Below are 16,205 nucleotides of genomic sequence, written 5' to 3'. Positions count from 1 at the left end.
TTATTCTCTGTTTTTTATTAAAATCCATCCGGAGTAAGAAACCGGAAGTTTTGTATCGGGTTCAATCCATTTTAAAATATACCAGTAAGTCCCTGTCGGAAGAGGTCGTCCTCCTGATTTTCCGTCCCAGATATAGCTTTTATCTGTAGATTTATAAACAGCAGCTCCATATCTGTCTGAAATTTCAATCGACACGTTTTGCTTTATTTTCAGATCAGAATAATTGAGAACATCATTGATGCCGTCTCCGTTCGGGGTAATTGCATTGATAATATTTACAATTAAAAACTCCTTAACCACAGGTAAACAACCGTCTTTTCCTAAAACATAAACGGTATGAATTCCCCTTGAAAGCCCCATAAATGTATTGGAAGTCTGATAGTCTATTCCGTTTAACGAGTACTGATAAGGAGGAGTTCCGCCTGTAACATTTATTGTTGCATTAGAAGCTGTTACGTTGATGCTGGTGATTGTCGGAGCCTGCGAAGTCGTCACATTTACATACTGACGGTAAAAACATCCGTTAAAACCTAAATCTACATAATACGTTCCCGCACCGGCAAGAATAGTCTGAGTAGTTGCTCCTGTACTCCAAGTATAAGAACTGAATTCCGCACCCGGATCCAATACCACTTTTTCTGTAGAACAAACCACTTTGTCAGTAAGCTGACTGGATTTTTTAGGCGATTTAAGTGTTACATTAATTATTCCTGTATTCGGACATTCGGTTCCGCTTACAAATCTTACATAGAAAGTTTTTGGAGAAGTAATCGTCTGGTTTGCAGGAATTGTATTAGTGCCATTCTGAGCATCCGCTAAAGTGGCATGAAAAGTTAAAGTAATGGCAGGATTAGTGGTAAATAAATTTTTATAGTCATTAAGATTTACGTTTTCAGAACCGTTAAGATCATTATCGCAAACATCCATATTCACAACGTTGGTAAGCAGCGTAATTTTATTTCCTATTTTAAAATTAATCTGTCCGAAAGCCGGAGGACAACTTCCTCCCGCTGAGTCTACTCTTACATAAACGGTAGTATTTGCTGTATACGTCCAGTTTACAGGCAGAGTGTTACCATTTCCGGCATTTGCATCTGCCTGACTTAAATAATATCTTACCGTAAAATTCGCAGCATTGGTCACAATCTGAGGAGTAACGGTTGAAAAATTCACGTTAACAATACCGTCAAAATTATCATCACAAAGACTCGCATTATAATTTGCGGTGTTAATATTAGGCGATGGAGTGCTTGTTAAAGTAATCTGTGCCTGTCTGGAACATCCATTCGCAGAGGTAATATTTGCATAAATAATTCCTGCAGGTCCTGAATAATTCGCAGGGTTAGCAATCTGTCCGGTTAAATTAGAATTGGTAAAATAAGTTACCGTCACTCCCGGATCAGAAGAAACATTGGCTGTGGTTAAATTATAAGTTCCGTTTCCATTGGTTACTGCGCACGAAGATAAAGTGGCATTCGTAACGTTAGGCAAAGGATTTACCGTTAAAGTAATCTGAGCTGTTTTTGAACAGCCTGCTGCGGAAGTTACATTGGCATAAATAATTCCTGAAGCTCCCGAATAATTCGCAGGGTTTGTAATCTGTCCTGTTAAATTTGAATTGGTAAAATAAGTTACTGTAACTCCCGGATCAGAAGAAACGTTAGCTGAAGTTAAATTAAAAGTTCCGTTTCCGTTGTTTCCGGCACAAGATGTTAAAGTCGCGTTATTCGTGTTGGGTAAAGAATTTACCGTTAAAGTGATCTGAGCGGTTTTCGAACATCCGTTGGCAGAAGTCACATTCGCATAAATAATTCCTGATGGACCTGAATAGGTTGCAGGATTGGTAATTTGCCCCGTCAAATTTGAATTCGTAAAATACGTTACCGTAATTCCCGGATCAGAAGAAACATTGGCTGCCGTTAAATTGAACGTTCCGTTTCCGTTGGTTCCTGCACAGGAAGATAAAGTGGCATTCGTAACATTAAGCAAAGGATTTACCGTTAAAGTAATCTGAGCTGCTTTTGAACAGCCTGCTGCGGAAGTTACATTGGCATAAATAATTCCGGAAGCTCCCGAATAATTCGCAGGGTTTGTAATCTGTCCTGTTAAATTAGAATTGGTAAAATAGGTTACCGTAACTCCCGGATCGGAAGAAACGTTAGCTGTGGTTAAATTATAAGTTCCGTTTCCGTTGGCTCCTGCGCACGAAGATAAAGTGGCGTTCGTAACATTAGGCAAAGAATTTACCGTTAAAGTAATCTGAGCTGCTTTTGAACAGCCTGCTGCGGAAGTTACATTGGCATAAATAATTCCTGAAGCTCCCGAATAGTTCGCAGGGTTTGTAATCTGTCCTGTTAAATTTGAATTGGTAAAATAAGTTACTGTAACTCCCGGATCAGAAGAAACGTTAGCTGAAGTTAAATTGAAAGTTCCGTTTCCATTAGTTCCGGCGCAAGACGTTAAAGTCGCGTTATTCGTGTTGGGTAAAGAATTTACCGTTAAAGTGATCTGAGCAGTTTTCGAACATCCGTTTGCAGAAGTCACATTCGCATAAATAATTCCTGCCGGACCTGAATAGGTTGCAGGGTTGGTAATTTGCCCTGTTAAATTAGAATTCGTAAAATACGTCACCGTAATTCCCGGATCAGAAGAAACATTGGCTGCCGTTAAATTGAACGTTCCGTTTCCGCCTGTTCCTGTACATGAAGCCAGAGAAACATTATTAACATTCGGTAAAGCATTTAAAGCTAATGTAATCTGAGCAGTTTTTGAACAGCCGTACTGTGAAGTCACATTGGCGTAAACAGTTCCTGCCGGTCCGGAATAGTTCGCAGGATTGGTAATCTGTCCGGTTAAATTAGAATTGGTAAAATAGGTTATCGTAGTTCCCGGATCAGAAGAAACATTTACAGAAGTCAGATTATAAGTTCCGTTTCCGTTGGTTCCTGCACAGGATGCTAAAGAACCGTTATTTACCTGTAAAACATTTGTATTAATAATGATTTTAAAATATTCAAAATCAAAAGGATTTCCATTCCCCTGAACGTAATAAATGAAATTATCGGTACTGTTCGTTGCAGAAGGATTGGGGGTATAAGTAATTTGCCCTGTTGTTGGATTTACCGTAGCAGTTCCCGATGTTGGCGGTGAAATGATACTGGTAAGCGATGGAACGATAGTCTGCGTAGAGTTTGTAAACGCCGGAGTAATCACTTTTGTGTTACAAGACCCGATATTGTAAGTTGTAGTGGAAATCGGAGGGCATAAAGTATAGCTGTAAACTCCTGTTAATCTGGTTTCGCAGTTGTTTTTTGTAATTAAACAGGTATAATCCCCTGCTCCGTACAATTCTGGATTGATTGAGAAAGAGGTTGCTCCCGAAATTGGATTTCCATTTAAAAACCACTGATAAGAATCGTAATTATTATCAACCTGTAAAAGAATTCCTGCGTAGCAGTCGCCGGTTTTTGTAATCGCCGGAACAGATGAAAACCCTGCAAAATACCCGCCGTAACCTACTGCACCGTTTCCGGCTGCAATTCCTGCCGTAACAGGAAGGGTAGAATTTACTGTAATATTTCCGTTAACTCCCTGAAGAGAATAGGTTACCCAACCCGGATTTCCCGTTACTGGATAAGGTCCGCTGATCGCGCCGATGGCACTTCCGTTAAACGTTACATTGGCTCCTGTCTGGGTAATGATGTTAAGTTTGGTATCAAAAGAATTACTTCCTATTTTATTGATAAAGCCGATTTCGTTAATTTCTTTTGGTAAAAAACAGCTTAAAGGAGGGATGAAATTCATTCCGCCGGTTGCATATACCGTACTTCCTGAAGTTCCTGCAAGAAGCTGATAAACATACACATTATTATTGGCAGAAATACTCATATTGTAATGTCCGTTCCCCTGATTGATATAGCTGGTTCCCTGAACAATGTAATATTGTCCTGCATTCAGTGTGACATTTCCTAAAAGAGTACCGTTTACGGTAAGTTTGGTGTTATTTTCCGTGGCAATAACCAAAGCAGCTTCCATTCCGGAATCGGCAGGTCCGTTTCCTTTTACCAAAGCAAATGTTTTTCCTAATCTTTCTACAGGAACAGCCTGATCCATCAGAATATCCACATTGCTGTTGTTCTGTGTGGTATAGATACTGTTGAAATTACCGTTGGTTACCGAAATAGGTTTATTCGCCGTAATTTTTGCACCAACCAATCCTGTTAAATTGCTTGAGGACAGATCACTCTGCGCTTCAATGATATATGATTTCCCTTTATTGATGGTAAAAGTTCTTGAGGGTGATGAAGTACCGTCAGAGAAAATAACGTTCGGATTGTAACCGGATAATGTTACGGTTGTATTGTCTTCCGTTGCAATAAATCCAATGGTTGAATTAACGTAAGGTTTTGCGGTTGTATTCGGGGCAACGCCTACGAAAAAGTTTTTCCCGATTCCTGCCAAACCTTTAGAAGTGATGATTTCTGCCTGATTGGGAACTGCAAATCTGAAGTTGGCAAAGAATTTTTTAGGACCTTTCACCTGTAATCCCATTGATCTCTGTGTAAAAAGATTGGATGGAGTAGAGGCAATCATATAATTGTTCGGAATGGTAACTTGTACCGGATTGTTTTTACTCACCTGAACAGTAGAAAACACCGTATTGTTGTTGTAAATCTGAACAGAAAACGGAGTCGTTTCATTGGTGGATAAATACAGATAGCATTCCGGAGTACCCTGAAGAGAACTTGCCGACATTGGCGCAAACCAGTGTTCCGTATCCAGTTGGGCATTAAGAATTAAATAAAAAAAAGAGCAAAAGATTAGTAGAAATTTTTTCATGTCTAATAATAAGGGCTGCAAATCTAAGCATTAATAATCAATTTTTTATGATGATTTTTATCTAAATAACTCCATTTAATGTAATTTTTAAATATTTAATAATGCGTTAATATTTAGACGGTTCGCTATTTTTGGCATAAAAAAATCCCGATGAAAAAAATCATCGGGATTAATATTTTTAATCTTAAAAAGATTATAAGCTGATTCTGATAAATCCTGTTACTTTAAGATCTGCATTTACAGACTTCACATAGTCAGCAACTGACATAGAGCTGTCTTTAATGAAATCTTGGTGTACCAAAGTATTGTCTTTGTAGAATCTCTGCATTTTACCTTTAAGGATATTATCGATAATGTTTGCCGGTTTACCTTCTTCTACAAGTTTGTGTCTTTCGATTTCTAATTCTTTATCGATGGTTTCCTGAGAAACAGAAGTTTCGTCTAGAGCGATTGGGTTCATCGCAGCAGCCTGCATAGAAACAGATTTTGCAACTTCGTCTGCTCCGTCTACTTTTGCAGAAAGAGAAGTGATGGCAGCGATTTTGTTTCCAGCGTGGATGTAAGCTCCTAAGTAAGGACCTGTAATTCTTTCGAATGCACCGATCTCGATTTTTTCACCGATAACACCTGTTTGCTCGATTAATTTTTCAGCAACAGTGATTCCGTGGAAATCTGTAGCCAATAATTCTTCTTTAGAAGCAGCAAAAATTGCCATTTCAGCCAATTCATAAGCTAGTTCGATGAAAGCTTCGTTTTTACCTACGAAGTCAGTCTCACAATTTAAAGAGATAATAGCACCTAACGTGTTATCTTCGTTTACTCTAGCGATTACTGCCCCTTCAGTAGACTCTCTGTCAGCTCTGTTAGCAGCAACTTTCTGTCCTTTTTTTCTAAGGATATCTACCGCTTTTTCGAAATCTCCTTCAGCTTCAACTAAAGCTTTTTTGCAGTCCATCATACCTGCACCTGTTTGGTTTCTCAATTTTGCTACGTCTGCAGCAGCTGGTGTATAAGACATAATATCTATTATTTTTTTTATTTAAGATTAGTATTAATTTTTAGCTTAATTTTAAAGCGATGCAAAGATAATGATTTTAATGATAAACTAAAAAATGACTTTTTGCGTTATTTGTATATTTAATAAATTTTTAAATGTTTACTTAATGAAAAAAATATTTCTCCTCATATTTCTATGCATTTTCACTCTCGGGTTTTCGCAAAAAAAGAAAAAAACGAAATCCAAAGGCATCGTAGAAAAGGAAACTGCCATCATCTATACAGAAAGTGATGCGGAAACCACTGCGGAAGCAAGAGTGATTGCAGGATTTCTGAAACAAAATCCCGGACATGCCAAAACAGATTATTTCAAAAGAAAACTGATTGCCATCATCACGGCAGGAAATTCTCCTGAAGCCAAGCCAACCATTAAACCCTTAAGTGAAGATAAAATAAAACAGATGGTTTTGGATAACAACAGCCTGAACAATTCTAAAACCATTGCAGCCAATGCTTCTAAAGCGGAAAGAACGGTAAACTACGCGAGTGTTTCCGGATCGAATAAAAAATCTTCCGGAGCAAGTGAACAGAATAAAAAGACAGCAGCCATGTTAACCCATCTTTTTAATAATGATCCGATGGATAAGGAAGCGTATATCAATATTAAAAACAGGTCTAAATGTAATCTGATTGTAAAGATCAATGGGAAAAAATATTATAATCTGGGTGTTCCGGCAAACGGACAAAACTTTTTATTGGTAGAAAAAGGAGAATATATTTTAACCACAATGGTGTGTGATGCCAAATATTCGTCCCTGAAAAAGATAAACAAAGATATTGAGATCGAGCTGAATCTGAGTGAATAATTGAATAGAGAAAAGAGCTAAAAAAAACCGGTTAAGAAAATTTTTCTTAACCGGTTTTTTAATTTACAGGATTGTTGGAGTTTCCAGCCTGATCTTTCCAGAATTCTACCTGCTCCTTTAATTCTTTTATACGTTCTTCGTAGAGTTCAATTACCTTTTCTGATAAGGAATTTATAGTATTAATAGTGCCTACAAATTGAAATGCCATTCCTCCTTTTTGATCTGTATTTTCTTGTTCAAGATTATTGGCTTCATCCGTAAGAAAGTTCTCAGGTTTTATTTCAAAAATTTCACTTAATTTTTCAATATGATGTACCCATGAATTGCTTTCCCCGCTTTCTATGCGTGCATAGGCAGACTGGGAAATGTGTAGTTTATCTGCCATATCATCCTGAGAAAACCCTTTGGATTTTCTTAATCTTTTTATTTTCTCAGCTACGGTATTTGTCATCGGTATAAATATTTAAAACAAATATAGAAAATTATTTCAAATCACAGGCTTTACCCGATAATCGGGTAATTTTATGCAAATATAGGTTTTTGGGGAAGTGTTATTTTTCACATATTTGTAGAGTAATTTAAAAAAACAGTATATTTAACCCATTAAAAAAACAACAAATAACTATGACGAAAAAAATGATTTCGTGGCTGTCCTTCATGGCAGTGTTTCTTTTTCTTCTGCACTCCTGTGTGCACGATGAGATTTATTCTTCTTCCGATCCTGCATCTGCAGAGTACCATTCTAAAAGTCTTTGGAAAGAAGATGAAAAGTACATTAAAAATGTAATGAAAATTTACTCCGAACATGAGGACAACATCAAGAAATTTTCCGGAACTCCAGACTGGGATTATGCCATGAGTATGGGAAGATATGATGAATCTTTTATGGTGGTTCCCATCATAGAGAATGGTAAAGTAGTAAATACATTGGCTTGCGCAAGGTTCGATAAAAAAGTTTACTTCCGTTACGAAAATTCTGAAACCAATGAGGCTTTTTTCCAGAACATCATCTACGGAAAATATACCCGGTACAAAACAGAAGCGGATAACACCAAAACAAACACACAGAAAGGGATAGTTTGTATAACCAAAACGATATCCATGTGGTATCCTGATAACGAGTCTAATCCTAATGCGGGAGGTTATTGGGAAACCAACTACTATACCAATTGTTATAACTTTCTAGATTATTCCGGTCCGGGATGGGAAGATAACGGTGGCGGAGGCTACGACTACGGCGGTGGTGGAGGAAGTGGAAATAATGACCCGAATAATCCTAATAACCAGACGCCCTGCGAGAAAACGAAAAATATTATAAATAATACGGCAATTAAGGCGAAAATTGATGATCTGAAGACAAAATCTACCGGAAGTTTAGAAAATGCGTATAAATTTAAAGCAGACGGTACAACATCTAACCTTATTGTAGGAGGAAAACATGAAGTAGATTTTGGTGATAAAACAGGATTTCAGGGAGGATATCATAATCATACTACAGGGACTGAAATGTTTTCTCCAGCTGATATAGAACAATTGCTTCAATTTGCATTGGCACAAGGAAATTATGGAGATCCTTCAAATGCATTTCTAGGAATGGTAGCTCCAAATGGCTTTCATTATGTAATGTACTTCAATGGAAATTATCAGGATGCCTTAACAAGTTTTTCACAAAATGAAATAGATGAAATTAAAAAGGACTTTCAAACAAGATATGGTTTATACAACTCGCTCGGACAAACAGGTTTAGAAAAATTATTTTTCAGTGCTTTGAAAGATATGAATCTTGAAGGAAAAGTTACTTTGCAAAGAATTGATAATAATGGAATGATAAATACTATAATAAAAAATAATGATGGAACAAGATCAGATATTCCTTGTTCATAAAAATGATAGACAATGAAAAAAATATTGCAAAAAAAATCAACAGTAATATGTTTTGTATTACTTTTTGTTTTCTCGTGTAAAGCACAACAAATTTATCCTCTTAAAACTGACTATACAGAGATACCTCAAAACTCTTATTTAAAGGACATAAACCATGAATTGGATTCATATGTGGGAACTTGGAAAACAAATTTTAATGGCAAAATAGTTACAATCTTTATTACTAAAGAAGATCACAAGTTCTTTAATGGAAGTAAGTATAAATACTATAGAGACATACTTACTGTAAAATATATTATAAAAAATAGTTCGTATGTAATTGAACAAGATACGCAAAATATGAACATTTCACCAGAACAAATAAGACACACTATTAATAGTTTATGGGGAGAAGATAACGGCAATAAAATTTTATTTTATTATGGAGGAACTAATTGTGGAGTCGGTTGGGGGAGTATTTATTTAAAAAAAATAAACTCTACACAACTTTCATGGGAATATATTCCTAATAGCACAATCATAGATAGTAGTAAATGTCCGCCGGCAACAGATACAACTATTTATCTACCAGAAACAAAAGATTTAATCTTTACAAAACAATAATATAAGCCTCTCCAGAGGCTTTTTCAAAAGATGATATATGAGACCAATATTATTAAAATTCTGTCTGATTCTATTAGTTTTAATAATGAATTTTTATAATTCTCAAACGGTAACTTTTAAAGGTGTTGTTAAAGATTCATTAGGGACAAATGGTATTGCCATTAGTGTTAATGATACCGTAAGGAAGTTTAGGGACAGAGCTTTTAAAGACTCAATATTTAAAGAAAAACATTGGGATAAATATGACGAATTGATTCATAATCAAAATCTCTTTACATATCCTGATTCTATTGGAAACTATACAATAACAGCAAAGCTTACAGATACGTTATATTTTTATAAGAGAAAATATACCACCCAAAAATATAAAATTGAAGATATTGTAAAAAATAAAATTAAGGTGAATTTAAAGCGTTCACCTTGTATACCCAATAAAGAATGTAATCAGGATAAACCATCAAAACTATATATTTTCATTGGAAAAAAAATAAATGTTTCTTCTGTAGATACTTCTAAATATTGTGGAGAAATGATGGACAGTGAATATAAGGCTGAATATAAAATCGAACAGGAGTTTGAAGATCATTATCCTGAGAAAGAAATTATTTTTACGGCATATGATCATAATAGTAAATATGAATACATGTTTCAACATTATGAAAATGTTTTAATCTTTATTGGGGAATATTGTGGAGATTTAATTCAGCTTAAATATCAATTTTTTCCAGTGTATAAAACAAAAAACGGAAGATGGGCAAGTCCTGTAGACACTTACATGGAACCATATTATAAATCTGATCAATTTACTCCTGTAAATATTCTTTTCGATAAATCCGTAACTTTTGATGTATTAAAGACGACTAAAAATCCATCTGATGAGCAAATTGAACAGTTGAAAAAATTCAAATTCCCTGAAAAATACTTTAAAATAGAAAACGGAAAGGCAATACCTATTATGGGAAGATATGCGGAAGATTTAGTAAAACTCTGGAAAGAGATTTCTGAAAAGAATAAATAACAAAATTTATTAAGTTGATACTACTACTAATCTTTCCCCTGATTTGCCTACCAGAAACAAAAGATTTAATCTTTACCAAGCAATAGTGAAAGTTAATCTTTGTTTTGTACAATAAAAATAAAAACCGGTTAAGAAAAATTTTCTTAACCGGTTTTATATTTTATCCTTTAAATTGCCCCATCGCGATGAATTTCTCCTGTCTCTGGGTTTCAAGTTCTTTTCCAGTGAATTTTGAAAAGGCTTTAATGTTCTGCAATATTGAATTTTTAAGGTTCAGATACGTTGTTTCCGGATCGTAATGCGCGCCTCCGAGAGGTTCTTCCACAATTCCGTCGATGAATTTTTCTCTTAAAGCATCTTTCGGAGTCAGGTTCAGAGCGTTTGCCGCATCTTCTTTATGATCCCAGTTTCTCCAAAGGATGGATGAACAGCTTTCCGGTGCAATTACCGTATACCAAGTGTTTTCCAACATATATACTTTGTTTCCTACACCAATTCCTAATGCTCCGCCACTCGCTCCTTCCCCAATAATGTAGGTGAAAATAGGAGTCTTAAGCATCGTCATTTCAAAAATATTTCTTGCAATAGCTTCTCCCTGTCCTCTTTCTTCTGCTTCAAGACCAGGATAAGCTCCCGGTGTATCTACCAAAGTGATTACAGGAATTCTGAATTTTTCTGCAAGCTTCATCAGTCTTAAAGCTTTTCTGTATCCTTCAGGATTCGGCATTCCGAATCTTCTGTGCTGTCTTTCTTTTGTAGTTCTTCCTTTCTGAGTTCCGATGATCATTACTTTCTGACCGTCCAGGGTTGCTAAACCACCGATCATGGCAGGATCATCTGCGAAATTTCTGTCTCCGTGAAGTTCTAAGAAACTGCCTTTATCCACCATTCCGTGGATGTAGTCCAGTGTATAAGGACGATCCGGATGACGGGAAAGTTGTACTCTTTGCCAAGGGGTAAGATTTCCATAGATTTCTTTTTTCTTTTCTATGATTTTATCCTCGATCTGGCTACATGCTAATTTTACATCAACACCACTTTCTTCTCCTACTAAAGAACAGGTTTGGTATTGGTCCATTAATTCTTTTATAGGAAGTTCGAAACTTAAATATTCCATTCTTGAAGTAAATTAAATCTTTCAAATTTATGAAAAATTATCAAAAACTATTTAAAATTATTTACTGCATTGTTTATTCTGGAGATAGTCTCCTCTTTTCCAAGAAGTTCCATAATGTCCGGAACATCTGGTCCTTTCAGTTCTCCTACCAACGATAAACGTAAAGGCATCATCACTTTACCCATTCCCAGACCTTTATTTTCCGCGAAATCATGAACCGTTTGCTTAAGATTTTCAGCATTAAAAGCAGCTCCTTCAAGATTTGAAGCCAATTCCCCTAAAATTGCCGAAGTTTCATCATTCCAGGCTTTTTTAGATGCTTTTTCGTCATAAGAAGTGGGGGCTTCGAAGAAAAACTTTCCGTTTTCATAGATGTCTTTCGGGAAAGTAGCTCTTTCCTTCATCAGCTTAATCACTTTTAACAGTTTGTCGTCTGACAATGTTAAATTTAAATCTGAATTTTTAAGAATATTCAATAATTCATCATCCGAAGTTTTCTGGATGTACTGATGATTGAACCATTCTGCTTTTTCTTTGCTGAATCTTGCCCCGGCTTTATGAACTTTATTCAGATCAAATTCTTTTGCCATTTCATCCAGAGATAAAATTTCTTTATCGTCTGCAGGAGACCAGCCTAAAAGCGCAACCATATTGATAAATGCTTCAGGAAGATATCCGCTTTCTCTGTATCCTTTGGAAACATTTCCTGTTGCAGGATCTGTAAAATTCAAAGGAAAGACAGGAAACCCGAATTTATCGCCATCTCTTTTGCTTAATTTTCCTTTTCCTTCAGGCTTTAAAATCAAAGAAAGATGGGCAAACTGAGGCGCTTCCCAACCCATTGCTTCATATAATAAAGTATGCAGTCCCAGAGAAGGCAGCCATTCTTCACCACGGATAACGTGAGAAATTTTCATTTCGTGGTCATCGATGATGTTGGCGAAATGATAAGTCGGCATTCCGTCGTTTTTTACCAAAACTTTGTCATCTAAAGTATTGGTGTTCACAGATGAATTTCCTCTGATGATGTCTACAAGATTTAATGTCCTGTCGATTGGCATTTTGAATCTCACTACATACGGCGTTTTTTCATCCAGCAATTTCTGAACTTCCTCTTCAGAAAGTGCAATGCTGTTTCTCAAACGGTTTCTGGATTTATTGTCATAAGAAAAAACTTCTCCTCTTGCCTCATATTCAGCACGGATCTCGTCCAATTCTTCAGCGGTATCAAAAGCGATATAAGCATAATCTGTTTTTAAGATCTGCTCTGTATATCTGTCATAAATGTCTCTTCTTTCAGATTGTCTGTAAGGTGCAAATTTACCTCCTTTTTTCGGGCTTTCGTCGGCAATAATTCCACACCATTCAAGGGCTTCTTCAATGTATTCTTCTGCTCCTTCAACGTATCTTGCGGTATCTGTATCTTCAATTCTCAATACAAATTCACCTCCTTGGTTTTTAGCAAAAAGATAATCGTATAATGCGGTTCTTACGCCTCCTAAATGTAAAGGTCCCGTAGGACTTGGAGCAAAACGTACTCTTACTTTGTCCATTTTAAATAAAAATTTTTGCAAATTTACTTAAACTAATATAAAAAGGTACATTTATTTGCGATAAAGTAATTTTAATCATGTATTTGAATGATTTAATTTTAGGATAATAAAAATCAATTAAAATAATTTCCTTTTCGAAAAATAACAGATATAATGCTGTATTTTTGTGGAGTTTTAAATTCACCATGGCACAAGTTAAAAAACAGAATAAGTTATCTTTTTATATTAAGGGATTTGCACGAGGATTATTTCCTGTACAATCTTTTGAAAAAAAAATTGATGATCTCCATAAAACAGTCTCCAAAGAACAGCTTAAAACTGTTGAAAAAAGAGTAGACTATTACAATAAAATTTCCGTTGAAACTCTGGTAAATCATTCCGGAACTACGATTGCAGATCTTTTGAAGCCCAAAACTCCGAAAGCCTATTATTTTGATACCTATGAGTATGCAAGATATTTTCCGAAAGATTTAAAGATTGATTTTGCATTTGGTGATGTCAATACCATCCTTGATTTTCCCAAAATAACGAAAAGCCGTCCTATTCACGGAAATAATGAAAACAATATTTTACTGAATCTGGACAAAGCAAGACATTTCGTATCAGTAAAGGATAATCTTAATTTTTCTGAAAAGAAAAATATCATGATCGGAAGAGCGGCAGTTCATCAGGAACACCGAAAAAGATTTTATGAAAAATATTTTCACAATCCGCTTTGTGATCTGGGACAGGTAAACAAAAACGGAAATCAGGAATGGATAAAACCTAAGATTTCGATCGGGGAACATCTGAAGAATAAATTTATTCTGAGTCTTGAAGGAAATGATGTTGCGACAAATTTAAAGTGGATCATGTCTTCGAATTCCATTGCTGTTTCTCCTCCTTTAAAAATGGAAACATGGTATATGGAAGGAACTTTAAAACCGGATGTACATTTTATCGGGATAGATGAGAATTATGAAAATTTTGAGGAAAAGCTCCAATATTATATCGATCATGAAAATGAAGCTTTGGAAATAATACGAAATGCCAAAGAATACAGAGCGCAGTTTAATGATAAAAATGTTGAAAATTTAATATCACTTTTGGTATTGAAAAAATATTTTAACTACATTCGCTAAAAATTATTAGAAAGATATGCTAGAAATCGGAGAAAGACCTTGGGGAAAATATTATGTTTTAGCGGATGAGCCACATTATAAGCTGAAAAGAATAGAAGTAAATCCGGGACAGAAATTATCTTACCAGTATCATCACAAAAGACAGGAACAATGGACAATCATTGAAGGTGATGCTACCATCGTTCTGGATGATAAGGAGATCAGTTTATCTTACGGTGAAAGTATTTTTATACCTCTTGGCGCCAAACACAGAATAATGAACCTTTCGGATAAGCCGGTTGTATTTATTGAGGTACAGACCGGAACGTATTTCGGCGAGGACGATATTGTGAGGCTTGAGGATGAATATCACAGAGACTAAACTTGCCGAATGAAAAAAGAAGTATCTTTCTTAATTGGCCTGAAAAATAATCTGAAGTATACCATTTTTTTTTACGAAAACGTAAGGAAAATATATCCAAATGTGGAAATAGTTTTTGTTAGCTTTGGAAGCACAGACGGAACGCACGAATGGTTAGATCAACTTCAAGACCAAAATCTAAAATATTTTTACTCTGATGAAAGTAAGACATTGTCTGATACTTATAATAAAGCGACCAAGCTTTCAACTGGAGAATATGTTTGTTTTTTGCATAATGATATGGTTTTAGGAAAGTATTTTCTAAATAATCTTGAGAAAGGCTTATTAGAAAATGAAATAAATTTTTATAAAGTCATAGAGCCACCAATTTTTACAGGAGATTTCCGTGATTGGAAATTAAATCAGGATTTTGGGGAAGCTATTGAAACATTTGATGCGCAAAAATTTTTCGATTTTGAAGAAAGTTATCTCACTGCTTCGAATAATTTAACTACTCCTACAAACCATATTTCTTTCTTTTTATGTGCTAAAAGATCAACATTGTTAGAAATCGGAGGATTAGATAACCTCTTTAATCCGATGTTCTGTGAAGATGATGATTTAATTATACGTTTAAAATTATTGGGTTTAAGAACTGTTCAGTTACACAATGCTTTGGTTTATCATTTTGTAAGTAAAACTTCAAGATTTTCTGAAGAGTACAAAAGTAAAACAGAAGCAATTGAACAAAGATCTAAAAGAAATTTTATCAGAAAATGGGGCAGTAAAAGCAGTTCAGAAATTTCTACGAAATATGACATAGGTATAATTTTAAAAAAAGGGAATTTCGCACAATTGTATGAATTAGAACCTTATGCAAATACTATTTATGTGGATTTTTCTTATGACGAATATATTGAAAAAGAGCAAAATTTAACAAAATTTGATCTGAAAGAGAGAGTAAAACCGCACACAAAAATTCAACATCATGATGTTATGATTTTTGTTGATGGGCAGTCTTTTAATGGCAAAACACTCAACACAATTTTAGATCTTTCTTCTATTATCAAAGAAAATAAGAAAAATTATCTAAACCCCAGTATTTTTATTAAATCGTTTTTGAAAATTATAAAACCCTATCGTCCTTTAATATTCTTTAACAAACCACAAGGTATAGAAAAATCGATGATCTTTAAAAACCTTGAAATTTAATGAAACTGCTAAGAAAAATATTACCCCTGCCTGCTATCTCCTATGCGATTACTGTAAATAATGAAGCTGAAGAGATTACAAGACTATTGGATATTTTACTCCCTCTGATTGATAAAAAAGACGAGGTCATAGTTTTGCAGGATATTACAAGAAAAGATGAAAAGGTTACCGCTATTTTAGATAAATACGGAGAAAAAATTATAAGAATTGAAGCTTGTCTTGATGGCGATTTCGCTTCATTTAAAAATAACCTTATAAAGGCTGCCAAAAAGAAATATTTATTTCAAATAGATGCAGATGAGTATCCTACGGAATATCTTATAAAAAATCTTAAAGATTATTTACGTAATAAAAGCAATATAGATTGTTTCTATGTGCCGAGAATAAATATTGTGGACGGTATTACAGCGGATTATATCCAAAAAATGAAATGGGATATAAATAATAAAGGATATATTAATTTTCCAGATTATCAATCGAGAATTTTAAAAAATAATAAGAAGATATTCTGGAAGAACAAAGTTCATGAAGTTTTTTACGGATATAAAAAGATCGCAGAGATGCCTAAGGATTATAATTTTTGTCTAATTCATTATAAGAGTTTTGAAAAACAGAAAACGCAGAATGAATTTTACAATAATTTAGAATTGGATTAA

The 16,205-nt window shown here is 34.8% G+C and carries 13 protein-coding genes; 8 read left to right on the top strand and 5 right to left on the bottom strand.

What is annotated here, in order from left to right; all coding sequences use genetic code 11:
* Complete coding sequence (locus KKI44_RS11625; protein ID WP_214587433.1) at window positions 1-4,839, bottom strand: gliding motility-associated C-terminal domain-containing protein; 4,839 nt, start codon at window positions 4,837-4,839, stop codon at window positions 1-3.
* Between the two features lie 193 nt (window positions 4,840-5,032).
* Window positions 5,033-5,857, bottom strand: coding sequence for a translation elongation factor Ts (gene tsf / locus KKI44_RS11620; RefSeq protein ID WP_116100114.1), 825 nt, complete (start codon window positions 5,855-5,857; stop codon window positions 5,033-5,035).
* Between the two features lie 145 nt (window positions 5,858-6,002).
* On the opposite strand from tsf, the gene KKI44_RS11615 reads away from it, so the two are divergent.
* Complete coding sequence (locus KKI44_RS11615) at window positions 6,003-6,701, top strand: DUF6759 domain-containing protein (protein WP_214587432.1); 699 nt, start codon at window positions 6,003-6,005, stop codon at window positions 6,699-6,701.
* 58 nt (window positions 6,702-6,759) lie between these two features.
* On the opposite strand, the gene KKI44_RS11610 is transcribed toward KKI44_RS11615, so the two are convergent.
* Window positions 6,760-7,152, bottom strand: a complete 393-nt coding sequence (locus KKI44_RS11610) for a helix-turn-helix domain-containing protein (RefSeq protein WP_214587431.1) — start codon at window positions 7,150-7,152, stop codon at window positions 6,760-6,762.
* 173 nt (window positions 7,153-7,325) lie between these two features.
* Here KKI44_RS11610 and KKI44_RS11605 point away from each other — a divergent pair, with 173 nt between their 5' ends.
* Genes KKI44_RS11605 through KKI44_RS11595 form a run of 3 tightly spaced genes read left to right on the top strand, consistent with a single transcriptional unit; the run spans window position 7,326 to window position 10,206 of the window.
* A complete protein-coding gene (locus KKI44_RS11605; protein WP_214587430.1) occupies window positions 7,326-8,585 on the top strand; it encodes a hypothetical protein in 1,260 nt (419 codons plus the stop codon).
* 12 nt (window positions 8,586-8,597) lie between these two features.
* Complete coding sequence (locus KKI44_RS11600; protein ID WP_214587429.1) at window positions 8,598-9,188, top strand: DUF6705 family protein; 591 nt, start codon at window positions 8,598-8,600, stop codon at window positions 9,186-9,188.
* Between the two features lie 37 nt (window positions 9,189-9,225).
* Window positions 9,226-10,206, top strand: a complete 981-nt coding sequence (locus tag KKI44_RS11595) for a hypothetical protein (RefSeq protein WP_214587428.1) — start codon at window positions 9,226-9,228, stop codon at window positions 10,204-10,206.
* Window positions 10,207-10,366: 160 nt separating this feature from the next.
* Here KKI44_RS11595 and KKI44_RS11590 read toward each other — a convergent pair whose 3' ends face one another.
* On the bottom strand, window positions 10,367-11,323 hold the full coding sequence (locus tag KKI44_RS11590; RefSeq protein WP_076390571.1) for an acetyl-CoA carboxylase carboxyltransferase subunit alpha: 957 nt from the start codon (window positions 11,321-11,323) through the stop codon (window positions 10,367-10,369).
* 47 nt (window positions 11,324-11,370) lie between these two features.
* A complete protein-coding gene (gltX, locus tag KKI44_RS11585; RefSeq protein ID WP_214587427.1) occupies window positions 11,371-12,876 on the bottom strand; it encodes a glutamate--tRNA ligase in 1,506 nt (501 codons plus the stop codon).
* A 185-nt stretch (window positions 12,877-13,061) separates the two neighbouring features.
* Between gltX and KKI44_RS11580 the strand changes: the two genes are divergently transcribed.
* Genes KKI44_RS11580 through KKI44_RS11565 form a run of 4 tightly spaced genes read left to right on the top strand, consistent with a single transcriptional unit; the run spans window position 13,062 to window position 16,205 of the window.
* Entirely contained in the window at window positions 13,062-13,997 is a 936-nt protein-coding gene (locus KKI44_RS11580; RefSeq protein ID WP_214587426.1) for a glycosyl transferase family 90, read from the top strand.
* A 16-nt stretch (window positions 13,998-14,013) separates the two neighbouring features.
* On the top strand, window positions 14,014-14,358 hold the full coding sequence (locus tag KKI44_RS11575; protein ID WP_214587425.1) for a phosphomannose isomerase type II C-terminal cupin domain: 345 nt from the start codon (window positions 14,014-14,016) through the stop codon (window positions 14,356-14,358).
* Window positions 14,359-14,367: 9 nt separating this feature from the next.
* A complete protein-coding gene (locus tag KKI44_RS11570; protein WP_214587424.1) occupies window positions 14,368-15,549 on the top strand; it encodes a glycosyltransferase family 2 protein in 1,182 nt (393 codons plus the stop codon).
* A complete protein-coding gene (locus tag KKI44_RS11565; protein ID WP_214587423.1) occupies window positions 15,549-16,205 on the top strand; it encodes a glycosyltransferase in 657 nt (218 codons plus the stop codon). The genes KKI44_RS11570 and KKI44_RS11565 overlap by 1 nt, the downstream gene beginning before the upstream one ends.

This window comes from Chryseobacterium sp. ZHDP1, assembly GCF_018603435.1.
Lineage (GTDB): Bacteria > Bacteroidota > Bacteroidia > Flavobacteriales > Weeksellaceae > Chryseobacterium > Chryseobacterium indicum.
The sequence above is the reverse complement of the archived record's forward strand: the minus strand, read 5'-3'. Positions and strand labels throughout refer to the sequence as shown.